Source organism: bacterium (genome assembly GCA_016699125.1).
Taxonomy (GTDB): Bacteria; Babelota; Babeliae; order Babelales; family Vermiphilaceae; genus AWTP1-30.
The window spans coordinates 880,735-906,509 of sequence record CP064961.1 but is presented as its reverse complement, the minus strand read 5'-3'; the positions used below and the strand labels follow the sequence as shown (position 1 = coordinate 906,509).

Annotated in this window: 26 protein-coding genes and 1 tRNA gene; 15 read left to right on the top strand and 12 right to left on the bottom strand. The window is 36.2% G+C overall.

The features are described from left to right. The first annotated feature begins 27 nt into the window (after nucleotides 1–27). A complete protein-coding gene (locus tag IPG37_04360) occupies nucleotides 28–1,446 on the top strand; it encodes a UDP-glucose/GDP-mannose dehydrogenase family protein (protein ID QQR53660.1) in 1,419 nt (472 codons plus the stop codon). A gap of 78 nt (nucleotides 1,447–1,524) precedes the next feature. Here IPG37_04360 and IPG37_04355 read toward each other — a convergent pair whose 3' ends face one another. Further along, nucleotides 1,525–2,202 (bottom strand): helix-turn-helix transcriptional regulator, encoded by a 678-nt coding sequence (locus IPG37_04355; GenBank protein QQR53659.1) that lies wholly within the window; start codon nucleotides 2,200–2,202, stop codon nucleotides 1,525–1,527. Between the two features lie 489 nt (nucleotides 2,203–2,691). On the opposite strand from IPG37_04355, the gene IPG37_04350 reads away from it, so the two are divergent. Further along, nucleotides 2,692–3,564 carry a DMT family transporter gene (locus tag IPG37_04350; GenBank protein ID QQR53658.1) on the top strand — a complete coding sequence of 291 codons (873 nt, stop codon included), beginning with the start codon at nucleotides 2,692–2,694 and terminating at the stop codon, nucleotides 3,562–3,564. 20 nt (nucleotides 3,565–3,584) lie between these two features. Here IPG37_04350 and IPG37_04345 read toward each other — a convergent pair whose 3' ends face one another. The 3 genes from IPG37_04345 to IPG37_04335 form a co-directional block, all read right to left on the bottom strand. Continuing rightward, a complete protein-coding gene (locus IPG37_04345) occupies nucleotides 3,585–5,009 on the bottom strand; it encodes a hypothetical protein (GenBank protein QQR53657.1) in 1,425 nt (474 codons plus the stop codon). Nucleotides 5,010–5,115: 106 nt separating this feature from the next. Continuing rightward, nucleotides 5,116–5,661, bottom strand: a complete 546-nt coding sequence (locus tag IPG37_04340; protein ID QQR53656.1) for a hypothetical protein — start codon at nucleotides 5,659–5,661, stop codon at nucleotides 5,116–5,118. After that, a complete protein-coding gene (locus IPG37_04335) occupies nucleotides 5,654–6,085 on the bottom strand; it encodes a hypothetical protein (GenBank protein QQR53655.1) in 432 nt (143 codons plus the stop codon). Before IPG37_04335 ends, IPG37_04340 begins: the two co-directional genes overlap by 8 nt. A 102-nt stretch (nucleotides 6,086–6,187) precedes the next feature. On the opposite strand from IPG37_04335, the gene IPG37_04330 reads away from it, so the two are divergent. The 5 genes from IPG37_04330 to IPG37_04310 are packed head-to-tail and all read left to right on the top strand — an operon-like array spanning nucleotide 6,188 to nucleotide 9,961. Continuing rightward, a complete protein-coding gene (locus IPG37_04330) occupies nucleotides 6,188–7,402 on the top strand; it encodes a type II secretion system F family protein (protein ID QQR53654.1) in 1,215 nt (404 codons plus the stop codon). Between the two features lie 16 nt (nucleotides 7,403–7,418). Further along, a complete protein-coding gene (gene gspG / locus IPG37_04325) occupies nucleotides 7,419–7,862 on the top strand; it encodes a type II secretion system major pseudopilin GspG (protein ID QQR53653.1) in 444 nt (147 codons plus the stop codon). After that, complete coding sequence (locus IPG37_04320) at nucleotides 7,850–8,419, top strand: hypothetical protein (GenBank protein ID QQR53652.1); 570 nt, start codon at nucleotides 7,850–7,852, stop codon at nucleotides 8,417–8,419. Before gspG ends, IPG37_04320 begins: the two co-directional genes overlap by 13 nt. Next, nucleotides 8,400–8,825 (top strand): hypothetical protein, encoded by a 426-nt coding sequence (locus IPG37_04315; GenBank protein QQR53651.1) that lies wholly within the window; start codon nucleotides 8,400–8,402, stop codon nucleotides 8,823–8,825. The genes IPG37_04320 and IPG37_04315 overlap by 20 nt, the downstream gene beginning before the upstream one ends. Beyond that, a complete protein-coding gene (locus tag IPG37_04310; GenBank protein QQR53650.1) occupies nucleotides 8,822–9,961 on the top strand; it encodes a hypothetical protein in 1,140 nt (379 codons plus the stop codon). Before IPG37_04315 ends, IPG37_04310 begins: the two co-directional genes overlap by 4 nt. Before the next feature lie 3 nt (nucleotides 9,962–9,964). Here the strand turns inward: IPG37_04310 and IPG37_04305 are convergent, their stop codons facing one another. From IPG37_04305 to IPG37_04290, 4 genes are all read right to left on the bottom strand, one after another. After that, the gene (locus IPG37_04305; protein ID QQR53649.1) at nucleotides 9,965–10,162 is read right to left on the bottom strand and encodes a hypothetical protein; all 198 of its coding nucleotides are present in this window, start codon (nucleotides 10,160–10,162) and stop codon (nucleotides 9,965–9,967) included. A 5-nt stretch (nucleotides 10,163–10,167) separates the two neighbouring features. Beyond that, nucleotides 10,168–11,673 (bottom strand): hypothetical protein, encoded by a 1,506-nt coding sequence (locus IPG37_04300; protein QQR53648.1) that lies wholly within the window; start codon nucleotides 11,671–11,673, stop codon nucleotides 10,168–10,170. Between the two features lie 140 nt (nucleotides 11,674–11,813). After that, nucleotides 11,814–12,233 carry an ankyrin repeat domain-containing protein gene (locus IPG37_04295; GenBank protein ID QQR53647.1) on the bottom strand — a complete coding sequence of 140 codons (420 nt, stop codon included), beginning with the start codon at nucleotides 12,231–12,233 and terminating at the stop codon, nucleotides 11,814–11,816. Beyond that, complete coding sequence (locus IPG37_04290; GenBank protein ID QQR53646.1) at nucleotides 12,230–13,768, bottom strand: hypothetical protein; 1,539 nt, start codon at nucleotides 13,766–13,768, stop codon at nucleotides 12,230–12,232. The genes IPG37_04295 and IPG37_04290 overlap by 4 nt, the downstream gene beginning before the upstream one ends. Nucleotides 13,769–14,068: 300 nt before the next feature. Here IPG37_04290 and IPG37_04285 point away from each other — a divergent pair, with 300 nt between their 5' ends. Next, nucleotides 14,069–16,426 (top strand): hypothetical protein, encoded by a 2,358-nt coding sequence (locus IPG37_04285; GenBank protein ID QQR53645.1) that lies wholly within the window; start codon nucleotides 14,069–14,071, stop codon nucleotides 16,424–16,426. A 116-nt stretch (nucleotides 16,427–16,542) separates the two neighbouring features. Then, nucleotides 16,543–16,629 (top strand) — tRNA-Leu (locus tag IPG37_04280). A gap of 97 nt (nucleotides 16,630–16,726) precedes the next feature. On the opposite strand, the gene IPG37_04275 is transcribed toward IPG37_04280, so the two are convergent. The 3 genes from IPG37_04275 to IPG37_04265 are packed head-to-tail and all read right to left on the bottom strand — an operon-like array spanning nucleotide 16,727 to nucleotide 18,900. Next, nucleotides 16,727–17,452 (bottom strand): amino acid ABC transporter ATP-binding protein, encoded by a 726-nt coding sequence (locus tag IPG37_04275; protein QQR53644.1) that lies wholly within the window; start codon nucleotides 17,450–17,452, stop codon nucleotides 16,727–16,729. Further along, complete coding sequence (locus tag IPG37_04270; protein ID QQR53643.1) at nucleotides 17,439–18,104, bottom strand: amino acid ABC transporter permease; 666 nt, start codon at nucleotides 18,102–18,104, stop codon at nucleotides 17,439–17,441. Before IPG37_04270 ends, IPG37_04275 begins: the two co-directional genes overlap by 14 nt. Beyond that, entirely contained in the window at nucleotides 18,097–18,900 is an 804-nt protein-coding gene (locus IPG37_04265; GenBank protein ID QQR53642.1) for an amino acid ABC transporter substrate-binding protein, read from the bottom strand. Before IPG37_04265 ends, IPG37_04270 begins: the two co-directional genes overlap by 8 nt. Before the next feature lie 349 nt (nucleotides 18,901–19,249). Here IPG37_04265 and rpsF point away from each other — a divergent pair, with 349 nt between their 5' ends. The 6 genes from rpsF (at nucleotide 19,250) to IPG37_04235 (ending at nucleotide 23,990) form a co-directional block, all read left to right on the top strand. Next, nucleotides 19,250–19,705 (top strand): 30S ribosomal protein S6, encoded by a 456-nt coding sequence (rpsF, locus tag IPG37_04260; protein QQR53641.1) that lies wholly within the window; start codon nucleotides 19,250–19,252, stop codon nucleotides 19,703–19,705. A gap of 25 nt (nucleotides 19,706–19,730) precedes the next feature. Further along, a complete protein-coding gene (locus tag IPG37_04255; protein ID QQR53640.1) occupies nucleotides 19,731–20,021 on the top strand; it encodes a 30S ribosomal protein S18 in 291 nt (96 codons plus the stop codon). A gap of 90 nt (nucleotides 20,022–20,111) precedes the next feature. Further along, nucleotides 20,112–21,908 (top strand): translational GTPase TypA, encoded by a 1,797-nt coding sequence (gene typA, locus IPG37_04250; GenBank protein ID QQR53639.1) that lies wholly within the window; start codon nucleotides 20,112–20,114, stop codon nucleotides 21,906–21,908. Nucleotide 21,909: 1 nt separating this feature from the next. Further along, complete coding sequence (gene truA / locus IPG37_04245) at nucleotides 21,910–22,713, top strand: tRNA pseudouridine(38-40) synthase TruA (GenBank protein QQR53638.1); 804 nt, start codon at nucleotides 21,910–21,912, stop codon at nucleotides 22,711–22,713. Further along, complete coding sequence (locus IPG37_04240) at nucleotides 22,713–23,285, top strand: GNAT family N-acetyltransferase (protein QQR53637.1); 573 nt, start codon at nucleotides 22,713–22,715, stop codon at nucleotides 23,283–23,285. The genes truA and IPG37_04240 overlap by 1 nt, the downstream gene beginning before the upstream one ends. Nucleotides 23,286–23,336: 51 nt before the next feature. Continuing rightward, on the top strand, nucleotides 23,337–23,990 hold the full coding sequence (locus IPG37_04235) for a hypothetical protein (GenBank protein QQR53636.1): 654 nt from the start codon (nucleotides 23,337–23,339) through the stop codon (nucleotides 23,988–23,990). Between the two features lie 396 nt (nucleotides 23,991–24,386). Here the strand turns inward: IPG37_04235 and IPG37_04230 are convergent, their stop codons facing one another. Further along, complete coding sequence (locus IPG37_04230) at nucleotides 24,387–25,487, bottom strand: hypothetical protein (protein ID QQR53635.1); 1,101 nt, start codon at nucleotides 25,485–25,487, stop codon at nucleotides 24,387–24,389. Nucleotides 25,488–25,775: the final 288 nt, after the last annotated feature.

The window sequence follows — 25,775 nt, the reverse complement described above, 5'->3', positions numbered from 1 at the left end:
TTTTTGGAAAAGAAAAGGGGAGTAATAATGAAGGTGAAAGAGCTACGGTTAGTGGGTATGCTTCTTTTGATAGTTTTTAATTTTTTGTATTTTCAAGCGACCTCTGCCAATATTGCGGTGGTAGGTGCTGGGTACGTTGGACTTGTCACCGCTGCCGGTTTGGCGGCATGTAATAATTCTGTTGTGTGCGTCGATGTCGATCGATTTAAAATAGATAATCTTTGTAATGGTGTCATGCCATTTTTCGAGCCTGGTTTGCAAGAGCTGGTTAAAAGTGGCATGGAAAAAAAAATTTTGCGTTTTTCTACTGATGTATCTATAGAAATTGAGGCTGCAGATATTGTTTTTATTGCCGTTGGTACCCCTGCTACTGTGGAGGGGCATGCGGATCTTTCTGCTTTGCATATGGTTTTTGATGTTATTGCAGAAACAATGAACCATTGCAAAATGAATGCTTACAAACTGATTGTCATTAAAAGTACGGTGCCATTGAATACGAATGGTCGATTTATTCAATGGATGATAGAAAAAGGTGTACAAAAAGAATCTTTTGATATTGTGAACTGTCCTGAGTTTTTGCGTGAAGGTTCCGCTGTATATGATTTTTTCAATCCAGATCGGATGATTGTTGGGGCATCTTCGAATGAAAGTGCTTTCAAAGTTATACAACTTTTTCCCTTTATTCAAACGAAACAGATACCGTTGATTGTTACTGATCCAACTTCAGCAGAAATGATTAAATATGCAAGTAACGCATTTTTAGCAGTTAAAGTTAGTTTTATTAATGAGATTGCAAATCTTTGTGATCGTATGGGTGCTGATGTTTCTGTGGTAAGCAAAGGGCTAGGTCTTGATCATCGAATTAGTCCATATTTTTTGAATCCGGGGCCTGGCTTTGGTGGATCCTGTTTTCCAAAGGATTCATTAGAAATAGCTTCCACGGCACGTGACTGTGGACTAGATGTGCCGACAATTTCAGGTTCATTGCTTACAAATCAGTTACAAAAGCAGGTTGCTTTTCAGAAATTAACCGCTTTGTGTGGTTCAGATTTACGTGATAAAAAAATAGCTATTTTAGGGCTTGCTTTTAAAGCTAATACTGATGATGTTCGGTATTCCCCTTCGATTGATCTTATTATGCAGTTACAATCTGCAGGCGCAAGAATTGTTGCATATGATCCGTATGCGATGGAAAACATGCAAAAACTATTTCCAGATCTTATATGTGTTCATACGGCAATGGATGCATTGGTTGACGCAAATGCTTGTGTGATTATGACTGATTGGGCTGAATTTAAAAGGTTTGATTTCGAAAAAATGGCATCGGTAATGGCTAGTCCGATTATTGTTGATATGCGAAATGTGTGTGATATTTCATTGTGTAAAGCGCATGGAATCATATGTGATATTATTGGTAGGTCTAGTTTGTTAAATCAGGGGGTATAAAAAGGTAGTAGTAAACATTATAAAAAGAGGCAGCGTATTATCGCTGCCTCTTTTTTACTGTTCAATTTTTTTTAAATATTAAGGAAGTTGTTGGTAACGTGCTATTACTTTTCCAATGATTCTAAAATGGTCTTTACCGCGAACAAGTGCGATTGGAGAAGTCTTATGATTTACCGATTCAAGTACAATGAAGTCTTCAGTATACGTAACCGTCATTATTGCTTTAACATGTGTATCGTTACCATATTCAACAGCGGCAATATCTCCAGAACGTGTCCACACTTCGGGAGAAACAATCAGGTAATCCCCTTTGATAAAGGTTGGAGCCATTATGTTATTGGTAACACAGTACGCAAACATTGAAAGATCTGTTGAATTGAGTACAGAAATAAAACAATCCTTATAGCCGGTTGTAATCTGTTGCAATTGGTTGTTATATGGTGAAGGATTAGAAGGAATTTCACCGACCACTGGTACTAACTGTACTTTTAACTCAACGTCGGAACGTTCAGGTAGTGCGATATTGTTTTCAATATCATCGGTGCGTTGTCTGTGTTCTGCAAAGAGCTCTATTGGGCTAATTTCAAATGCTTGTGCGAGCTTTTTTAGGGAGTCTTCATTCCAGCGTCGTGTTCCATTTTTAATATGAGTAAGGTAGCTTTCAGACATACCGGTCTTTTCTGCAAGTACTTTAGTAGTCCAGCTTTTCTCTCTGAGGAGTTCTTTTACTCTTAGTTGGGTTGAAGTTGAAGTCATTCTATACTCCTCTGCGCCGTAAATGGCCTTAATGGTTGATAATTTATAAAAAACACTGCTTATTACTAATAGTACACTTAAATTCTAATTTGTCAAGTAAAATATAAAGCCAATTTGAATGATATCTTAAGGCTGTTTATTTACAATAAGTACCATCTAATGCTGAAATTGCACTATTCTAAGGCTGAGAAGCACCCATAAAACATTTGCCAATCAGCCTTTTAAAGGCTTATAAAAAATATGAAATTCGCATATCTGTTAACAAAACTGATTAGTTGCTGTTTTTAGTCTCTTTTTCTTTGTTTATAATATTTCTTTTTGTACGGTGTGATTTTTTATTGTAAAACTGTTTATTTTGACTTAAAAAACGTATTCTATATATATAGAAAATAAGCTTTTTGTAAAGAGGATGCCAAAAAATATTGGTTTAATAGATTAAATGGTTGGTTTCTTCTTTTAGTTAAAACATTTTTAGAGATGATGGATACGATGTTTGATTGTCTGCTAGTTCAACTACTATTTTCATTTTCAACACCTTTAAATAAGCTTTTGCTGAATCATACAACGTTTATTGGTCTGATAGCGTGGCGAACTGGTGTTGCGGGCTTAATGATGGCTCTTATTGTTTTGATTTCCAGAAAACGGTTACCTCATTTGACGAATTTTCATATATTGAGGTTGCTTGGATATAAGATTGTTTTAGGAACATATGTAAAATATATGCTCAAATATTGGGGACTGCAGTATATAAGTGCGCTGCATATGGCATTATTGATAAATACGACTCCCTTGTGGGCTATTTTTTATGAGCATGTTCATTTTGATAATCCATTCAAAAAAAGAGAGATAGTGGGTAGTGTATTTGTAATCGTTGCATCTGTGCTCTTTTTTATATCAAATGAATGTACTATTCCATATATTTTTTGCCTCGATCGGTTATTACCATCTTGTGCTATTATGATTGCAGTGGCAGCACACGCGTATGGTACCAGTTGCACAAAAGAGCTGGTAGCTATGCATGATTTTGATCCCTTTGTTTTGAGTGCGCTTTCAAACTTGGGCGCTGCATTCTGTGCATTCCTTACAGGCTTTTTTTTACATGTTTCATTTGAAATTCAGCAAAAGGCCGTATTTATACCCTATTTTTGTCTGCTTATTCTGATCAGTAATATCCTTGGAAAAACGTTTCATACGATGCTTTTAAAAAAGCATTCGATGACAAAATTGGCACTTGCAGAAAATTTTTCACCTGTTTTTGTTGCTGGATACAGCCATTTTTTATTAGGGCAAACGATTATTTTACAGCAATGGGTGGCAATCTTCCTGATGATATTTGGTTTAGGCGTGGTCAGAAGTAAGTAGTACCGCTATTTGTGGATGGTTCAGGCATCTACATAATCATTGAAAAAATTAATCAGTATTGGATTGAGGAGCAATTTTGTTGTATACATAGCAAAATTGATTTTAGTTTCATGTTTTTTGTATGTTTCTGTAATGCTATGATATTTCTCGGTCGCTTTGGTCACATATAGTTTTAAAATGAAAAAAGAAGCAGTAGCAGCAAACGGCGGATTATAGTCATATGACCAACGTACTATTTGTAATAGAAGCAAAAATTTTGCTCCTGCTGAAAAAGTCTCATACATAGCCAATTTCGCATCTTTTTGTGCTTCAGCGATTTTTCTTGCCGCTGCTTCATTGGCGGTAACGTTTTTTTCTCTTTCCATTGTCTTTAAATCTTTTTTTAATTTTTTTTTATCCAGGATTAGTTGTGAAATTGAAACAGCCTTTTCCGCTTCTAGTTTTAATTTTTGTTCTAAGTCTTGTTTTTCTTTTTGCAATCGCTGAACTTTTTCGTTGGCTTTTGTCAATTCTTCAAAAGTTTTTGTAAATTTCATCAAAGCTTCATTTTTTTGAGTAGTTTCGTTTTGCAACTGTGCATTTGTCATTTCAAACTTTTGATGTTTTTTGAGAAGTTCTGTTTTTTGTTTTTCTTCTAAGTTTTTCAATTGAGACTTTAAGTCATGTAACTTTTTTTCTGCAGCTTGCAATTGTGTTTCGTTTTCTTGTAAAAGTATATTGGCTCGTGCAAGTTCTTGTTTGATCGTTTGTTCTTTGGTTTTCAGGGCTTTAATTTCTTGATTTTTTTGTTCGACTGTATTTTGTAATGTAGTGTTTATTGTTTCTGTTGAAGCATTTTTTATTAATAATCTTCCATTCTCACGTGTTAGTTTTTTTACCTCTTTTTGCGCTTCTTTTCCTATGGTTTTTTTTTGCTGTAGCTCAGTTATAGTTTTCATTAATGTTTCAATTTCTTTCTTATATCCACTGATTAGACAGACCTGTGAGCAAGTTTGGATGAGTGCTGGAGCCCAATTACTTACAATATGGCCATACGGTAAAAACCGTGCTGCTAAGTTAATGCCGCCTTGCAATAGCATGTGTTTGTTTTGGTCTGCGAGGGTAAAAACGAATGATTGTAAAGAAATTGCATTGCTTTTTACAGATAACTGATTTTCTTGAGTTAGATTAATTTTTGATTCAGTTTTAAATAGGACAATTTCAGAATGCGCTTCTTTGCTTTCATTGTTTTCATTTAAAGTTGTTTGTTGTGCAAAATTTGTTAAATAACTTCCGTTTTTACCAGTTGGAAAATGTAGCCTTTGGGTTTGGTTTAAAAAATTAAGATTGACGATGCCTACAGCTCGGTTGTTAGATCTGTTGTACGTTGGCCGAGACTCTTTAAACAAAAGCATCCCAAAACTATCTGTAAAAGCAAAAAATAGAACTAAAAAAAATAAGAACATGGCTTTCAGTTACCTGTTGTTTAAGTATTAAATGCATAATGAAAAATATTCACCAAGACAGTGTAAAAAAAAACGAACCGTTTGTACAGATTTTTTTAAAAAGTGGTTACAGAATTTTTGTGTCTTGATTCATTTTTGACTTTTCAAGTCCCTTTTCAAGCGCATTTTTTAAATAATCCGTCTTTGAGGTAATATACTCATTTTGTTCTTCAACCCGACTGATGATCATACTGTTTTCTTTTAATTTTTCAAGTGAACTGATGTAAAAATCTTCAGGCATCATGGCGCCTGCAAGTTCCAAAAAGTAGCAATAACGATTAGTCAAACTCCATAAAAGATCGTTCAAATCATCAACTTCAAGGATAATGTTTTTTTCGAGTAATGTTGTCAGTTCTTTTGACAGCTTTGTAAGGCTTTGCCATGTTTTTTCTGCATTTTTTGGTGACCAGATCAATTTTCCAATATTTGTTTCTAAAAACCTTAAAGTTGTTTGTCGCAACTGTTCAATTTCAACTTCTGTTTGTGCATGCTGAGCAATCTGTTTTGCAATATTGCTTAAAAAAAGTTCGGGGCTCAATTTGAACTGGTCAAACTTTTTTGAAAACGAGTTCAAAAGGAGATTGTTCATTCTCTTGTTAAACTGATCAAACATTGTTTCGTCGTAAAAAAGTAATTAAACTCTGATCTGACTGTCCTGTGTACATGTAGGATGACAAATATTTTGGTAAGCTATTTAAAAATGTACTTAATGATTCAGGATTGATATATTCAACTCGTTTGCATCTGTTATGAAACAGCTTTAAAACATCTTTCATTTCTGAACGATCTTTTTTATTGATGGCACACTGTTCAAGCAGTTGACTTGTATATGCAAGCGTGTGTGTACTATTCAAATTATCACTATTTAACTCTCTGATGATGGTGTTTAAAAAAAAGTTTTGTTCTTTTTGTGTTTCATTTTGTTGTACTGTATTGATTTTAATGGGTTCTTGATTGCAATCTTCAGCTGATGTATCATGAAAGGTACTGAAGATGAGTATTAAGAATAAATAATAAAAAATGAAAGCTCTTTTCATACACCGTAACCTTTGAAAAATATACTTATCGAAAGTAAAGGATATCATAAAATGTGGTATACTTTCAAGGCATGTGTGTGAAAACTTTCCAAAAGGTAATAAATGGCCATCTATCGATACGAAGCATTTTCAAAGGATGGTAAGCGTGTAGGAGGCACGCTTGATGCTGCATCTACGGCGCAAGTGAAAGAACTTTTGTTAAGACAGTTACTTTTCCCAATTACCATAGAACTTGCTCCATTGGAATCAAGCGCCTCTTTTTTAGGTTCATTATTTCAGTCATCTGTAAGTTTGAAAGATAAGGTATTATTTACGAAACAGCTTACCGTGTTATTGCGTGCGGGTGTTCCATTACTGCAGGCCATTGAGCTTCTGGTTGAACAGTTTTCTGGAAGATTCAGACAGATGCTTGTTGCTATTAAAGATGATCTGCAACAAGGGAGTTCGCTTGCAAATGGTCTGGCAAAATATCCAAAAACATTTGAAACCATCTACGTGCAACTTGTGCGAGCAGGAGAAGCAAGCGGGCAGCTTGAACCTATTTTAAAGCGATTAACTGAGTATCTTGAACGATCAGAAATGCTAAAAGCACGTGTAAAAAGTGCCTTGCAAGGACCATTGATTCAGCTTGCGCTCATTTTGATTGTGGTAACTGCACTTGTTGTATTTGTGATTCCTGGTCTTGTTTCAAATTTTACCTCCTCTGGAAAACCACTGCCTTTACCGACTGCTATTTTGATGCAGATTTCAGATTTTTTAAGTAGTTATTTCATTTTGATATTGCTTGCTATTATCGGTTTTACTTCATTTTATAAGTATTGGGCGTCAACCAAAGATGGTGCACGTAAAATTGACCAGTTAAAAATAAGTCTGCCCGTTGTGAAATTTTTGGCAAAAACGAATGCGGTTGTGCAGTTTTCGTATACGTTAGGCATGTTGCTGGAAGGTGGTGTCAACCTTGCAGAAGCGCTTGATATTGTCGTTAGTGTTATTGATAACAAGATATTGGCAGATGCGTTGCAGGTTGCTCGTGATAAAATTGTAAAACAGGGTAAAATTGCCGAATATTTAAAGCAGACGAAAGTATTTCCACCGATTGCAATTTACTTAATTGAAACAGGTGAGCAGAGTGGTCAGCTTGATACAATGTTGCTTGGTGTTGCGTCTACGTATGAAAAAGAAGTTGATGAGCTGGTTGATGGTCTTGCTGGTATCATAAGTCCCGCTATGACGATTATTACTGCATTACTTGTTGGATTTATTGTGATGGCAATTATGCTGCCAATGATGCAGATGGGTGACATTAAAGGTATATAAATGAAAGGACTATTGTATGACGTTTGTACAAACAGAAGTTTATCCAAATCGGCTAAAACGTGGTTTTAGCATTGTTGAAATGATGTTTGTTATCGCAATTATGGCTGTAGTTTTGGGTGTGTTGGCTCCGAATTTAAACAGATATTTGCAGAGTTCACGCAAAACTTCCGCAAAATCAACAATAAGAACATTAAAAGGTTCTATTAACATGTTTAATGCACATATTGGAAGATATCCTACTTCGTTGAATGAGTTGATCAAAAAACCGTCAGAAGAACGAGCTGCAAAAAAATGGGAAGGTCCTTATATTGACGCAAAAGAAGTTCCTTCTGATCCATGGGGTGAGCGATATGTGTATAAGTTGACTCCACAGACTGAGCATCCGTATGAGTTGCATTCGTATGGTCAAAATGGCCGTGGTGCTCCAAAATCTGAATGGATTTCGGTGTGGGACGAATAAAAAAGTCTGGCATTGCTGTGCTTGATCTTGTTTTTGCGCTTGCAGTTCTTGCATTGATTGCAGTGCTTGCAGTGCCGAATGTTGGGCGGCTTATGCCTGGATACAAGCGAAGGCAGTTTTTAAGTTCAGTTGAAACAGTAGTGAATATCGGGTGGCAGCAGGCGCTTGTCACCCGATCAATTCATAAAGTTTTGTTTGATTTGCAAGAAGGTATTATTGTATTAGAGCGAGCGACAGACAATCTTAATCAGAAAGGTGAACTTGAATTTACCAGAGCGCAGGTGAGTGGAGTTTTAACACGTTGTGAAATTCCGCCATTCATTGAAATTAAGCAGTTTTTCATCGAAGGCTTTGATGAAATTGCTCGGTATCAGGGCAATAAAAATGCTGCCCGTGTTTGGTTTTTTCTCGTTCCAGAGGGCATGGCGCAAAAAGTGGTGATTAATATGTTTGACAATGGTTCAAAAGATGAAAAAGGTAATCCTCGATCAATCGGTCTTGTTTTAAACCCTTTAACCGCACGATTTTATGTGTATGATGAATTTCAAAAGCCGTAGTGGATTTCTTTTATTGGAAGCTGTTTTTGCAACGCTTATCCTTGGCATGATTCTTGGACCCTTGTACATGTCGCAAAATGCGGTGGTCAGTCGTTTATCTTCTGCGTTCGGTGCTGGGCAACGTATATTTTTGGCAAAACAGTTTTTAATGGAAAATGTATTAAAACGATTACAACAAGCTGATCTGCCAAAACAGGTTGATTTTCAAGCACAGGAGCCGCTGACTAATCTTGTTTTCAAACAGGAACCGATTCCTGCCTCGTCATCCTTAAAATCGATCAAATACCTAGAAAAGGCAACGGTGACGTTTGGTTGGCAGTGGAGCGGACTTGGCAAGTCGAATACGTTGACCACTTTTGTGTTTGTCAGACCTGAACTTGATGACAAAAAGAAAGATGCAGCATGAACCAAAAAGGCGGATCATTTTTACTAGAGGTAGTTGTTGGCACGTTAATCGCCTCGATGATTACTGGCGTTTTGATGAATACGCTTTCGCATATGACCAAGATGTCAACGCTTGTCGATGGTATGGCCAATCAGGTGTTGCAGCTAACCATGATTCAGCATCAGTTTGAGCGTGATGTGAGCGGTATGTGCGTGGTACATCAAGCGATTATTGAAGAAAAAGAGGAGCCGCTACAAAGTAAAAAACAGGATGGGCAGAATGAGGACAATCAAGTTATAGAAAAGAATCAAAGCAAAGCTACATCGAATACAGATAAAACAAAGCAGACAGTGCCACGACTGAAAAAGGTTTTTTTTGTCGCACTTGGGCAGGAAAATCAGATGCAGCAGATCTCTTTTATCACCAATAACCCACTTCCTTCCTATTGGCATGGAACAGTTGGTAATGCAAAGCCATTGAAAGTTCGTGTGGTTTATTTTTTAAAACCAGACCCGCAGCACCAAGGTTCCTTTATTTTGATGCGGCAAGAAAGCTCAAATCTCCTGCTTGACTCATTCAAAGATGGTGTTCCTGCGTATGAAATTGCTGATCATATTGCCTCTTTTTCTTTGATGTTATCGTATGATACTATTCAAAAAGAGGAAAAAGCAAAAGATGCAAAAAATCCTATGCAATCAGTACAATCAAATAAACCGAAAACAACCATTGCAACGGTTGCTCAGTGGGATAGCGATGAATTACTTTCAAAAGAAAATGATTATTATTCGTTATTGCCCCGCGCAGTGACAGTCGAAGGTCAGTTTTGGAGCAGTAGCTATCGATACAAAGAGCCGTTTAAAATGACGATTCCTGTCGCAGCCGATGGATTTAATGCGGTCATTAAACATAAGCCAAAAGTTCAAGAAAAAACTGCTGATCAGTCAAAACAGGAAGGTGATGCTGAATTGTCTGAAAAAAATCAAAAACATACGTTACAGCAAAAAAATAGTACAAAATCACCAGCACCTGGTTTATCTGAGGCACCTATTATCATGGCTGACGCCTCTTCAAATATACAGTTTCCGATGATGCCATTGCCCACATGGCATGCACCGCTCGTTGAGTTTCCTGCAGCAACTATTGAGTTGGCAGAGTAGGATTTATTGGGCTTTGGTTAATGCATTTACAAATTTTTCAAGGGCTTTCGCAGCTCCTTCTGTTTTTCTTGCCTGAGCTTTTTTCTTTTCTTCTGGTGTTTGTTGTAGGTAGCCTTGAATTTTTTTTGCTTTTTGATCGATCTCGGCTTGAGCTCTTGTGCGTTCTTCTTCTCGATCTTGGTTCAATGATACAATGTTCAATATCTTTAATGTTGTTTTTTGTTGTCTTGTGCGACATAATATAACTTTTTCGCATTTCGATCAAAGCATGAGCACAAGATTGACTGGTCTGTGTTTAATTTGACAAGTTCCTGAGGGGTTTTTAGTGAATTTTCTTGTAGATCAAGATGATAGATGCCATGCTTGTACACAAATATGAGCCACAATGGAACATTATTATTCATTATGTTTTTGATCAAAATGTCTTTTGTACGCATAAATGGATATGTTAGGTACAGTGCAGTTGGTTTTCTTTCCATCGATTTTTTTAGGGTTATTTCTTTGTGGTGATCATGGTTTGCTGAATTTATTAAAATCAGTTTTGTTTTGGTTTTGAGTACAATACTTTTAAAAAGATCATACTCAGAGTTGATTGCTGCAATTGGTGCTTTTCTTAATATCGGAATTGAGACTTGATAGATAGTATGATCTTGTTCAGATGTAGATTTGTTATGGCTTGAGGTAGGTTGTGCTTTTAAAGCTTGCTGATAATTTTCAAATGCTGTTTGAATGGCTTTTTCATCATCATCATCATCATTTATTTCAGTGTGCGCTTTTATTTGTGATTTTTCTCCCAATTTTTTAAAAAGATATTGGCTGACTAGGTCGTCTGCCTTTAAATTGGAAAAATATTTTTCTTCAGTCATTAATTTTGTTAGTTGTTCAGAAGAAAGATTTCCAAAATATTGATCTAAAGGTTCTTCTTGGTGTGTGGCTTTATTTTTTAAAATGTTTTGAAAGAGTATTGCAGGGGTATTTAAAGTTGACTCAGTATTTTTTGAGTCAAAGTGAAAATTGTATCCAATGTTGTATGGTATAAATTGTACTTTTTGATTGAGATGATTTACATTAAAAAAGCGTTTTTTTGAGTTTTTAAAAGCAAAAATAAGGATGTCATCTTGTGCTGCGAGTAAAATATGATGTTTGAATGACACAGGTTTTTTATCTGTATTTTCTTTTTGTCCTTCATATGCTGGCTTTTTTAAAAAAAAGTTAAGCCATGATTTTTGGTTGTGTTGTATCATATGATTGGGATCGGTGAATGTAAGGTTTGGAAATCTTGAGTTTGAAAGAATTTTGTGATCTTTGTTTTTCGTTGTTAGCTGTCCAAGTTTGAAGATATGCGTATTGTGTGTCGCGATTCTGGAGTTTGTTTCGCTTGTAAAATCATACAGGTAGACTGAATCTTTCAGAACCTTTTTTGCAACTGAATACACAAGTGACTGTTGATTTCCACCATTTTCAAATGGATACAAAATGTGAGACACCTGTTCTTCGGTATTGATTTTTTCAAATTTTGGCGCATATACTTCTTCTCTGATGCTTACATAAACAGTGCCTTGCCATGTAAGCAGGATTATTTTGCTTTCATCTGCTTGAATCTCTTTGATCCCCTCTTTTGCGATGGTGCTGTTGATATCATATGAGATAAGACTCTTATTGGTTGATTTTTTGAATTCGCTTGCTCTTGTTAATTCTATACCTTGTTGCATGCAAAATGTTGTATTTTCGATTATCAAAAAACAGAACACGCCGATCAAAAAAAAGATTTTAAAAAAGGAACGGCTAGTTTTAAAACTAATCGTTCCTTTTGGGAGTGTTGAGGAGTAGAGAGCCAAGCGATCTATCATGTTTATCTCACATTTTTAAGTAGTTGTATTAATCTTTGATTTTGATTTTTTTCAGCATATGTGAGAGCAGTTGCGCCATTTTTGTCCTGAAGGTCTTTTTGTGCACCTGCAAGTAACAGTGCTCGGGCTGCTTCGGTATGATTTGCTTCGACTGCTTTGATCAGTGCGGTTTTGCCTTCGCCGTTTTTGACATTGATATCAACTCTTTGTCTAATTGCATCAAGAATAAACGTGACATTTGCCTGGTCCGCACCTTTGAAAAGCAGGTCTTTTAAAAAGTCTGATTTCAGTTTTTGCAGCAACGCATATTTTTTTGCGTAAATCGGATCTGGCATTGCCTGTAATGATGCAAACAATGAGATCATCAAAGTCAGTTTGTATCTGTTTTGAGGATGTAAAAAAGCTAATATCGTCAGGATCATTCTTCTTCCTTACCTTGTTCCTGTTGTTGTGCTGGATATTGAGCGTAGTACGTATAATGTTCGTTTTCTTCATTTTTCATTGCGTATATTTGGGTGACAAACTGCTCTGGCTCTGTAGGTTCAAATTTTTTGTTTTTTAAAATTTCATCGGTAAGTTTGTCAATTTCATAAAAACCAACATAGATAATGTAGTTATTTGTATTTTCAATTTTGCTGGTCAATGAAAATGCGAACTGATATTCCTTATCTTCTTTTTCTTTGATTACAAAGTTTTGTGCCTTGTAGAGTGTTTCTTCTCCTGGAAGATAGTTAACCAGTTTGATTTCATTTTGTTGGTCTCCATAGGTAAAGTATAACAATGAATTATCAGGAGCTTTGATTGCGCCGTAGCTGTATTTAATATTCTTAGAATTCTGTACTTGGTTTTTGCTAGCAGTTTGCTCTATGATATCCGTAGAATCTGTAATTTGATAACTTTCATTTTGCGTAGTTATATATCGTTTTAGTATTGCAAACTTATCATTATCTTTTCCAAATTGAACCAAAAATGGTCGCCTGATATTTGCAAATCCATTGATTTTTTGAAATTTTTTTGGATAGGCCGATTGAATTTCCCTTATCTTTTTAGCATCATTTTCTAATGAAGCAAGGTCATTAATGCTTTTAATTTTCTTAGCATATACTTGTTCTGTTGTTCTAGTTTTATTCAGTTTTGTATAAACAAGTTGGTTGTTTTGTGTAATTCCAATAAGTCGGTGATTGTTAAATGAATGACCATGTTTTCTGCCAAAAAAATATTTTAGGGTTCCCAAGCGTTCATCAGTTGGTGTGAAAAGTAAGGATGGAAAGAGCGATGATGAAACGGTATAATGAGTACCGTCAATATTCATCATCTGGATTGTATATGCTGGTGTGTTATGTGACTGATTTTGTTTGGCGGATATAGTATTTTTTTTCGTATCAACTAAAACAGTAGAATTTGTACCCGCTTCATTAATAAGCAAAGGAAAATAGCGATCATAAAGTTTTTTAGATAGATTCTGTGGCATGAGCATTGTTTCAAAACTGTAGAAAAAACTATTGTCATATATACCCAAAAAACTCAATATTGAAGGAGTTTCTTCCCAAGTCATGATTGGGTTTTTTGTTAATGTGTGAGGTGATGCTGTCTCGGGTTTTTGTTGAAAAATATTATTAAACTGATTTATTAATACTTGTTTCGCTATTGTATCAATTTGATAACCTTTTGATTGATTTTTGATAAGTTTTTTCTGGTCATTCCACGCGGTTATGATGTAGCAGTCATTACCATCTTCAACTAGCTGCGCAATGCTATGAAAATTCCATTGGTATAGTTTATCTATAATTTTATCCAAAGGATGAGTTGAAGGCTTTTCTTCAAAAAATGCATTGATTGGTGTTAATGTGGCTTCGGTACCATTCTTTTCTGGTGTTACTATTTCTTCAATTTCCATTGCTTGCATCGAACTAATCAACAGGCTGCTAAATATGAGATATTTTATAGTGAGCTTCATGAGGTCTGCCTTTTTAAAAAGATTTTTAACTTATTTCAATTATAAATAAAATAAAAAGATAAATGCAAGAAAAAGAAGGCCCGAGTAATCTGTGGTGACCTTGTCGATTATTGATTAATTGAAAATAAACTCATTTTAATGTCTTTTGCAAAATGCATTAAAAAATAAGTTCTGGCATGAAAATGACGACCAAGACCTCTTATGTCTAGCTTTTTTAGCAATATTTCTAAAAAAATAAAATTGCAAAATATGTGTGGTTAGATACTATTATTCAAAACAACTATTTTTTGAGTGGAAGAAATGAATAATCAAAAAGAACAGAAAAAGACCTTTAATTCTTTAATAAAAGCCATTTTTATTGCATTGGTCATGCTACCTTTTGGTCAAATTATCGCCAAAGAGTCCAATCCATTATATGATTGTCTTGGGTTTTCGGAGTGGAAGACGCATGACTCTGATGGCTTTGTAACACGAGTCGAGGAGGTTGAGCTTGAAAAAATAAGACTCATACACGGCTCCCAAAATATAAAGCCGGCATTTGAGCCAGCTACCAAAATTGGCATGCTTGGTGTGTGGAAGTTGATGAGCCCGACAAATAATAGGCAGACGCTTCAGGCCAGTCAGGATTTTATTAAGCTGATGCTTGAAGATGAATCATTTGCAACAGAACTTTCAAAGCTGCTTGCAGAATTGGCCAAAAATGAAGCTGATATGGTTTCGTATTGGACAGAAGATAAGATCTCCCGAAAAGCACAATCACATTATTTTTGGCAACCAAAAACGTTTTTTGGACTTTTCAAACTACCTGATTTTGTCGGTGGCTTGAATCGATCAGCAGGCTGTCTTGAGGCAAGTATCGTTTTGGACGTGGGAAAAAGGGTTAGCTCGATACTTGCAATATTTGCATTAAAAGGATTGATCGATGAATTTGCAAAGGCAAAAATTCAAGGACGATCTGTAGATTACAGTAACGTGTTAGCGTATCCTGAAAAAATGTTCAAAGCACATTGGCCTTTTTCGGTTTCACCAGAATATTATCAGATGTGGAAAGATGGAAATCATGAGTTACACGCGCTTCATCCTATTCCTTATGTTAATAAAGCCAAAGAGGTAAAAATGGGCCTTCAGCTTATAACTAAAAAATTGACACTAAGAGATTGGATAAATTCATTGTTATTTACAGATTTTGATGAATCTTTAGCTGATCGTACAATAACGCTTAATCGGGCAGCTCATTTAGATCTTTATGATCGGGGGTGGTATTTTGATGTAAAAATGTTTGGTAAAAAACTGTCTTTTCCGACTGATCTGGTTGGCGAAACGGTCTATTTTCCAATGCTGGCGGCGGCTCCTTTGGCAGTTGCGGCACAGCTTGTTCATACCTGGATGTATTACAAAACTGCACAGGAACAGGTTGAGTTGTTACAATCAACCTATCATTCAATGGAAAATGTACACAGACGCATGATTGCAGTTTCGCAGTACATTAAAACTGCAGAAAAAATCGAAGCTTTAATTGAAAAATATGCTCAAAATGGTGGCAAGGCTGCGCTGTTTGCAGAAAAATGTTTAATCACAGTAAAGCCATATTCAGAAAAAATGCAAAAATTAATCAAGCTTCTGCATACCGGTACATTTAATAAGAAAAAAGCAAAACTGCTTTACAGTCGCGGAACAGTACTTCATGCAAACAAACTTTTAGAAGAGACTCATAATGAACTTATCGACAGACTGAGAAATCTTGCAGTTATTGATGCACACGTGGCGGTAGCTCATTTTATGAAAAAATGTCAAACAAAGGGATTGCCAATATGTTTTGTTGATTTTATTGAAGATGACAAGCCTGTAGAGCTGTTTTTAGAAAACGCATGGTTGCCATTAACCATTCTTGACAGCTTTGTCACTAATACCATTCATTTGGGTGGTGACAAGGCACGCATTTTGATTTTGACGGGGCCTAATGGATGTGGTAAATCGACCATTTTAAAAACAATGGGGGTTGCAGCGCTGTTGGCGCATTGTTTTGGTATTGCACCAGCAACAATGGCACATATGTCGCTTGTTGATGGGATAAGAACAAGCTTGCAGATCAATGATAATATGGATGAAGGGTTGTCAACGTATATGGCTGCAGACGAAGCAGTAGAACGGTTGAGGATCTTTATCAATTCTCTTGAGCAAAATGGAAAAAGAGGCTTTGTGTTCTGCGGGGAGCCGTATCGCGGTACGCCAGAAAGTGAAACAGCAAGGAAAATTATTAATTTTGGAAAAGAGATTGTTGATAACAAACGGTTTGTAATGGGATTGGAAACACATGTTTTTGAGCCAACAAAGTTAGAAACAGAGTTTCCTCAAGACTTTGGCAATGGTCATATGCATATTGAAGATGCGGCAGATGGAAGTTTTATTCGAACATTTAAACTTGCGGACGGTCCTGCACACTGGTGGTTCTTCGATGTTGATCGACGTGCTAAATTTGTTGACTGGATTACTGTGTTGCGAAAACAGCTTGAAGAAGAAAAAAAGGCTTTCATGAAAGCAGTTATGGCAATACAAGAAAAGAAACGCCAGGCACAAGAAGCGTATGAAAAAAAGCTGAAGGAACAGGAAAAGCGTAAAAGTGTCTTTCAAAAGATCAAAGACAGCCTTGATATATAGACCGTACCTTTTGAAAATAGAGAGATAGATTTTAAATGTTAAGTTTGGTGAGTGCATTTGTCCTTGACAAAAAGTGCACTCACTGTTATATTTTTGATGTTTTGAAGTTTTTTATTGCCGGAGTGGCGGAATAGGCAGACGCACGGGACTCAAAATCCCGCGGTGGCAACATCGTGCCGGTTCAAGTCCGGCCTCCGGCACCAATTGATCTCACTCATACAAATGCGATTAAGCGTTCTTTGTGCAGTTGTAATATGTTTTCTTTGAATAAACCACTATTTTTGACGTATGCTTGTGTGTTTATTGTGTAGCTGTCGCTCCGTAAATAAAATCACGGATGCATGGATAGTTGTCGGGCTCTTTTTTGAATAAAGTAGATGAAGCAGATTCTATGATCGCTCCTTTGTACATCAAATGTATCGTACAGTCAAGTTGATCCAATAAGCGCGGATCGTGAGATGCAATGGCAATCGTGTACTGCTTTTGAGCAAGTTCCTGTAAGATTTTGATCGTCATTTTTCCAGATTCTGGATCAAGTGCAGAGGTCGGTTCATCCAAACATAAAACCGAAGGTTTTAAAGCGATTGCACGTGCGATTGCAACCCGTTGTTTCTGTCCGCCAGAAAGTTGGCCAGGCATGGCGTACGCTTTTTCAACAAGTCCGAAAGATTCCAGTAGTGCAAGCGCTATCTGTTGAGCATTAGTCTTTGATTTTTTCTGTACCAGTTCAAGTGCAAGTGTAATATTTCGCAAAACATTCATATGTTCAAAGAGATTAAAATGTTGAAACACCATACCTACCTGTGGTGAATGATGTACTACCTTGGTATTGATAGGTTGCATGTCAAGGGTGCAGCTTCCACGATCAGCTTGCTCGATGCCTGCAATAATTCTGAGGAGGGTTGACTTGCCGACGCCCGACTTTCCTAAAAAGACAGCTATCTCACCACGATAAAGTGATACGTTGATGTCATGTAAAATAGTGGTTTTTCTGTATACTTTAAAAAGATGCTTAATTGCTAACATGACGACGTGTCCTTCTTTCTAATCTGTAGATTCCATAGGTAATTGTCCAGGTAACACAGATATAAAATAGTGCGAGTGCAAAAAATACTGTGATAGAATCATAGGTTCGACCGATGATGATTCGTCCTTCTTTGGTCAGTTCAGCAACCCCAATAACTGATGCAAGGCTTGAATCTTTGATTAATGTGATAACCTCATTAACGAGTGATGGCAAAACATTGCCAATTGCTTGTGGTAAAATAATAAAACGGAAAATCTGCCATTCTGTAAATCCCAGTGACCGTGCTGCATCCCATTGCCCTTGAGCAATTGCATCAATTCCTGAGCGAATTACTTGACTTATGTATGCGGTGCTATTAATCCCAATCACAACACAAGCAGTGGCAAATGGAGAGATATATATTCCCCATTGCGGAAGTACATAATAGGCAAATAGTATTTGAATTAGCATGGGGGTGCCACGAATTACATTGACATATACAAAGATAACATATTGCATATAATCGGTTGACTCTGAGCTTTTTTCTATCATAGCGATTATTGTGCCACCGATCAGACCGATGATACTACTGATGCATGCTATTAATAAAGAATTTTTCAGCCCTTGTAGTAGCTGGGGAACTGATTCAATAATTAAGTCTAGGTCAATCATTGTATGCTCGCTTTTGAAACCATTTATCAATTAATCTATCCAAAATTCCGTTATTATGTAAGGTGTCGATTGCTTCATTTAACTGTTGGGCAAATTCAACATTGTGTTTTGCTAATGCCAATGCATCTTTTTCGCTAGTTCCTTCAATTAAAACATGTTGAAATAGATGTGCATTCTTTTTATTAAGAAATGGGATAGTTGTCGCGTAAGAACCGATAAAAGCCTCAGCGCGGCCACTCTCTAATGCCAGTAATCCATCTGTGGTGAGTGCAGAGGCTAGTCTTATAATATTTATGTTTTCATATGCCGATAAAAAGCTATCGGCATAATATCCTTCGTTGACTAACACCGTTTTCTCTTTTAACTCTTCAAAGGTATCAATGGGGTATTTTTTTAAAGAGATAATGACGAGCGGATCACCATCAAAAATGGGTTTGGTAAAAACCACCTGTTTTGTACGGGTAACGGTTGGCGTGATACCTGCTGCAATGATATCGATAGATCCGTTTTGAAGTTCCGCAATCAGCACATCAAATGGAAGATCTTTTATGTGTATCGGGCATCCAAAAATTTTGCCGATTTCTTCCATCACCTCAATATCAAATCCCGTAAGTTTGCCGTCTTTGTCAATAAAACTAAAAGGCTTGAACTCGGCATTTGTCCCAATATAAAGTCCGCGGGCAGGGGTCACAATGAGTGGTTCCGGTTCGCGCTTTTCAAAAGCATAACGCCAGAAAATGGCCATCCCAGTAAACCAACACAATAGTAATACTTTTTTTGAAAAATTACGTATCAAAACTTAAAATCCTTTCGGGATTAGCTATGCTAGCAAAAATTATTACGACCTTTAGTCTACTACATTTTTGGTAGCATTAAAACAGAAAACAGTTGTCACCTTTGTATAGAGAAGTTTTTAAGCTGGCTCAATGCGTATTAAATGCAAAATTTATATATTATTTTAAAAGTATATAAATATATTCTTAATTGAAACTTATAATGATTAATAAGTAAATATTTTATTGTTTTTTTTTTATGGTATAATCTTATTCTAAGTGTATAAAATGTATACATTATTTTTTAAATAAAACCGCCATAGGTTTTATAGTGTTTTTTAAATATAACACTTCCATTTAAGAAAGGTTTCTATGGAAAACATAGTACGCTATGAAGTACTTATTTTAGCTGGCCCTGAAATTACACAGGATGAGAGCAAAGAGCTTGAAAAACAGATTGAAAATGTGGTGCAGTTGAAAAAGGGCACCATGATCTCATTTGAGCGTTGGGGAAAATATAGGTTGGCTTATCCAGTGAGAAAAAATGAGTACGGAGTCTATTTCCTTGGTCGTTTTCAAACTGTAAAAGATGCTGCTTTATTAAAAGAGCTTGATATGCTACTTTCAGTAAAATTTGAAACTGTTATTATGCGGTCTATGATATCATTACTTGATAAGTCAGTTTCATTAGAATATCAAAGGCCGCGTTCGTTGGAGGAAGCACCAGTGGGTCTTGAAATGGCAACGAAAGATCGCAGGAACAATAGTTATGATATGAATCCAGAACTTGATAATGGACAAGAAGGTGATGATCTGGGTAATGAATAAGGTAAGCTAAAATAAGGAATATACAATGACAAAAAAAATAAGATTAAAGATAAGTCAGCGTTTATATAAAAAGAAAAACAGGCGTAACACCAGTACAGGTGTTCGCTCTTGCCGTTTCTGTCAAAATATAGATCAAAAAAATTTAATTGATTATAAAAATTCAACTTTTTTACGTTCATTTTTGACTGAAAGAGGGAAAATACTGCCTTCGCGTATTTCTGGAGTGTGCTGTAAGCATCAAAGGGGGCTTGCAAAGGAGATTAGAAAGTCACGCACAATTGCATTATTACCTTATTCAGCACATTCTTTTCAGTAATAGCGGTACTGAGTATATTCTTTTAAATGTAGATTAAGATAGTGGGTACGTCTGCACACGCACAACCTTTATTCAAGGGAAAGATTAATTATGGCACAGGAACGTCAAAATATTCGAAATATAGCTATTATAGCTCACGTTGACCATGGCAAAACAACGCTTGTAGATCAGATGTTGCGTCAATCAGGTACTGTTGATGTCAATGAGGGTGAGCGTGTCATGGATAGCAATAAGCTAGAAAAGGAACGGGGTATTACGATTCTTGCCAAGCATACCGGTATTCATTACAAAGATACTACGATCAATATAGTTGATACTCCCGGTCATAGTGATTTTGGTGGTGAGGTGGAGCGTACACTACAGCTTGTGGAAGGTTTTTTACTACTTGTTGATGCGGCAGAGGGTGTATTGCCGGGAACGCGGTTTGTGTTGCAAAAGGCGCTTGAATTAAAACTGAAGCCTATTGTTTTGATTAACAAAATAGACCGGAAAGATGCAACAATTACAGAGACAGAAAGTGCGGTACATGACCTATTTTTAGAGCTTGCGGCTGATGCATCTCAATTGGAATTTCCTGTTTTGTATGGTTCGGGTCGCATGGGTTTTGTTGGATATGATAAAAATGCAACTTCCGGCACGTTTGAACCGCTGTTTGAAGCAATTTTGAAGCATATTTCTGTGCCAAAAGCAAAAAGTGAAAGTTTGCAATTTTTGGTTACCAGCTTAGATTATTCAGAGTTCTTAGGGCCTATAGCAATTGGAAGGGTTTTCAGCGGCTCTATTTCTGTTGGACAACAGGTTGTTTGTTGCAAAGATAGTACGGTGAGCAAGCCGTTTAAAGTTACAAAACTTTTTACCTATGTGGGCCTTAATAAAAAAGATACTGAAACTATAGAGTTTGGTGATATTGGACAAGTAACCGGTTTTGATCAAGTTCCGAGCATAGGAACGACGCTTTGTCTTCCAGATGCTATCAATCCATATCCGTACGTCAAGATTGATGAGCCAACATTGACTATGTATTTTTCAGTGAATAACTCTCCATTTGCGGGCAAAGAAGGTAAGTTATTAACTTCAAGACAGATTAAAGAACGCTTGGAAAATGAGTTGCGTGTAAACGTTGCTTTGCGTGTTGAGCCAACTCAATCAGCAGATGTTTTTAAAGTGTCTGGTCGAGGGCAGCTTCATTTGGGTATTCTGATTGAAAATATGCGTCGTGAAGGTTTTGAACTGCAAGTTTCAGCACCAGAAGTTATTTATAAGACGATTAATGGGGTTAAGCATGAACCGATCGAATCTGTAATTTTTGATATTCCTGAAGAGTATCAGGGTGCGATTATGCAAAATATTGGTCAACGTAAAGCTGAACTTAAAAAAATGGAAGCGTTGGATTCTGGGCGAGTGAGGCTTGAATATGATGTTCCATCGCGTGGTTTGATCGGATTGCGTGGACAGTTTTTGACCGATACTCGTGGGACCGGTATTATTAATTTTCATTTTAAAGGTTATGAAGAGTATAAGGGTGATATTCCATCGCGCATCAAAGGATCATTGGTTTCAATGGAAAATGGTCGTGTGACGGGCTATGCTTTGGATACATTGCAGGATCGTGGGATTCTTTTTGTAAAACCTGGTGATAATGTATACGAAGGCCAAATCATTGGCGAACATAGTCGTGATAATGATCTTGATGTGAATCCATGTAAAGAAAAGAAGCTTACAAATATGCGTGCTTCAGGAACTGATGAAGCCGTTAAACTTGATCCACCAAAGATTATGGAACTTGAAACATGTATGGAATGGATACGTCCTGATGAATTGGTTGAGGTGACTCCTGGATCAATACGTTTACGCAAAAAAATTCTGTCTGCGGGTATGCGAAAATAAGATGTCTTTTTATGATAGTGGAAGTTTGTCATCAGTTAATTCTCCAACTAAATACAGAGCAATAGTGACGTATGATGGTACGAGTTATAACGGATGGCAAGCTCAAAAAGATCTTCCATCGATAGAATCTACATTAAAAACAGTTTTCAAACGAGCCTTTGGTGTACCAGTTTTTTCGTTAATTGCTGCATCACGAACGGATGCAGGAGTACATGCAAATGGACAGGTGCTACTTTTTAAGCATATATTGCAGCTAGATCCGGATAAGCTATTAAAAATTATGAATGACCATCTTCCGTTTGATATTCATTTTAAAGCTGTTTGTTATGCGCCACCTAATTTTCATCCATGGTATAATGTATCAATGAAGGAATATCATTATCTTTTTAGTTTTAATAGACCATTGCCAATGTATAGCCGATTTATACAATATGTTCGAGCGTCCTTTGATATTGAACGATTTAAAGAGGCATTACGATTATTTGTTGGGACTTATAATTTTAGTCAATTTGCAACCGATAGTAGTCAAAAGTCTACAGCAGAACTTGTAAAAAAAATCGATTCTATAACTGTTGAATATGATAGTAGTATACAAGCCTGGCGAATCCGTATTCAGGGAAAATCATTCTTGCGACATATGATTAGACGAATAGTGGGCGCTGCAGCATATGTTGCGGGAAAAAATCAGGATGGGTTATCGTGTATTGAAACTGCATTGTATCATCAAAAAAGGGTAGTGGAATTTCCGACTGCGCACGCGTGTGGTCTGGTCTTGGAATCAGTTTTTTATCATGAAAGGTTATAATGATACAGGCTCAAAAAAGTAAAAAAAGAAGTATAGTATTATTTTTTATCAGTTTTGCAACTATGCTTGGTGCGGCAGGAGTTTTTTCATGGTACTATTATTCGCATAAGCACGAGCTTGTCGTAGCTGCATACAATAAAGCTCGTGATTATCATGACATTATTACTTTATTTGAACTTGAACGTTTTTGGCTTACCTCTACTCCTGACTATTCTCCTTATTATATGCTTGAATATATGACGCCAAATAAAGAGTTTCAGTATCGCGGTGCGCTGCATATAAATGTTGCACGTTTGAATGAAAAATTTGTTGGATTTAATGCATTTTACATGCTTGATCGACAAATAGGCATGATTCTTTTCTTGGCAATACAGCCGGAAATGAGAAGTAAAGGCTATGGAAAAACTTTGATCAAGTCGGCTATTGAAGGATTAAAGCAGCTGGGCGCACAAAAGATTCATATTGTGACCCGTTTAATCAATTATCCTGCTCGAAAAGTGTATACCGGTCTTGGTTTTAAAGAGATTTTGCAAGATGAAGATGGATGTATCTATTACGAATACACAAAATAACAGTTGAAGAGAAAAAGTAGTGAAGCAAAATTACATTTTATTAGGATTATTATGAATCAAACAGTGCAGAACGTTGTTATCAATCCCTCATTGCAAGAGCTTATTTTGGTCGTCAAGCGGGAGCATCTTTTTCCACAAAGTGCTTGGAATGGAATTAAGGCGGTCTGCTTTGATGATTATATTAACATTATCAGACAGCACCAAGAGTTTATTGTCCGTGCGCAAGCAGAAGAAGATCAGAGGTATAAACAGATTATTCCTTATCTTATTTTTGAACACAACCAAAACTATTTTTTAATGCAACGGAGTGCGCAAGCTTCAGAAGCCCGCCTTCAAAATAAATATTCGTTGGGCATTGGCGGGCATATTAACAAACAGGACATTGAGGGTCAGACGCTTTTTGACTGGGCTCGGCGTGAATTTCATGAAGAGGTTGAGTATGAGGGCACGCTTTCTGTCGAGCCGTTGGGAATTTTGAATGATGACTCGAATGAGGTTGGTAAAGTTCATATCGGTTTTGTGATGCTTTTAAAAGGTAGTTCAGCTAAGATCAAAATCAAATCTGAACTTAAAAGTGGATCCCTGGTGCCGCTTGAAGAATGTATGCTGTACAACAAAAATCTGGAAAGCTGGAGTCAAACAGTACTTACTTATCTGTTAGACCAAAAATATGGTACAGAGCCTGCAAAATGTTGTTGTCATTAAAAATTTAAGAGGGACGTAAGTGATTGAAGGCTTTTTTCCGCAGTTCATTTTCTTGTTTCTTTAGTTCAGTTTTTCGTACAAGATGAAGGAACCATTCTTCTCTTTTAAGTTTTATACAGATATTATTGTGGTACGTATTTTTGAACTTTGAAATGTCTTCTTCTTTGGGTTGAGGTTTACCGTTCTCTATTAATATTTTTGTAATCCCTTCATCATCGGCTGTGCAATAATTGTCTAATATAAAAAGACTTTCATTGCAGGCTTTATTTAATTCTTCAATAGAACATTTAGATCTCCGCTCTGCATATACTATTGAAAGGTTAAGTAATGATTTTTTAGGGATATTTTATGTTTAAAAATATCCCTTGTATTTTTACTATTTTTAGCCTGAAAAGTTTACTGTGCATTGTTTTTCGGCGCTTGAGGCTGGTCATATTGCATAAGATAGTTTGGTAAAACAGAACTCGTTATGATCGAGATTGGATTCAATAAATGCAGGAAAGCCTTCATTGCAAATTTTTGCTTAGTAGTAAGTTGTTTCTCCAGAATAAAAATAGTTCCTTGTTTCTGTTCTGAGGTAACAGGCACCACACAATAGTCGAGTTCTTCGAGCCAGGTATTGTCGTCTATGGTAAACATTTTTTCTACAGGTTTATTTTCTAATCGTGAAATAATATTACAAACAGTCTGATGCAATTCTGCTTTGGCTATGGACCAATTGTTATCTTTGAAAAGAGGGCGACCTATATTAAGTGTAATACTTGCTATAGTTAATAAGTTTGGATATTGAAAAACACTAGGATTATGCTCTGTTTTGCCTTGATATATTTTTGACTTGGTGAACCAATCTGAACCCCTGATTAGACTTATATCGATTCTAGACTGTAGGGACGGTTCAGGTTTGCTTGCTGTTTTGTATAATAAAATTTCAAGATTTGCAATGCGTTCTGCATTTATTTTTTGAAAGCAGCCGTTTATGAATTGGGTGATTTTCACCCGCTTTTTATGTAAATTTTTGCACGTACTACCTATGCTACAAATGGTTTTGTAATTAGGCAAAATAATTTCAATTATTTTTTTGCGAGCGACCTCTTTTTGACATTTTTTATGGCTTGGACCGTTTTCTGCACCGCTCGTTATTAAATGAAGCATTGATTTTTGTTTTTCAGAAATGTTAAAGCCGCTAAGATTACTCTCTGTAATATTGTCTGGAAAATCATCTGAAGTGTCTGAAACGTCTGGGAGATTATTATTTATTATAGGTTGTATTGTTTTATCTATGTTTTGATTAGTGTAATCAAGGACGACATTTAAACTTGCCAATGAAAATTCATACATTTTGCATTGCTTTTCATGAAAATCATTGGCTGTGTTCTTTTCGGTTTTTATGCGTGAAACTACCCAATTTTGAGCGAATTGATTCCATTGCATGAGGGAGTCCATTGCATCTATTTTGATGACAAAGTTGATGATGTATATATATAATAGTTTTTTCATCTGATTTCGACCTTTTCCTTTAAATATAATAGTACTAATTTTGTAAATATAGCATAAAACATTTTATTTAAATAATTTTTAAAGCAGTTGTAAAATGCAATTACAAAACAACAAGATTTAAAATTTTGACGTGCGTATTTTTTCATTCTTGTTGTTTTTTGTTTTTGCTAATATTACATAGGCTAGTTTGGTGGTATTGAAGTTAGGATGGTTGCAACTGAATCCAATAGGTGTATGTAAATCTGTATTGCGCATTCCATACTCACCCCTTATTCGCTAAACGGAATT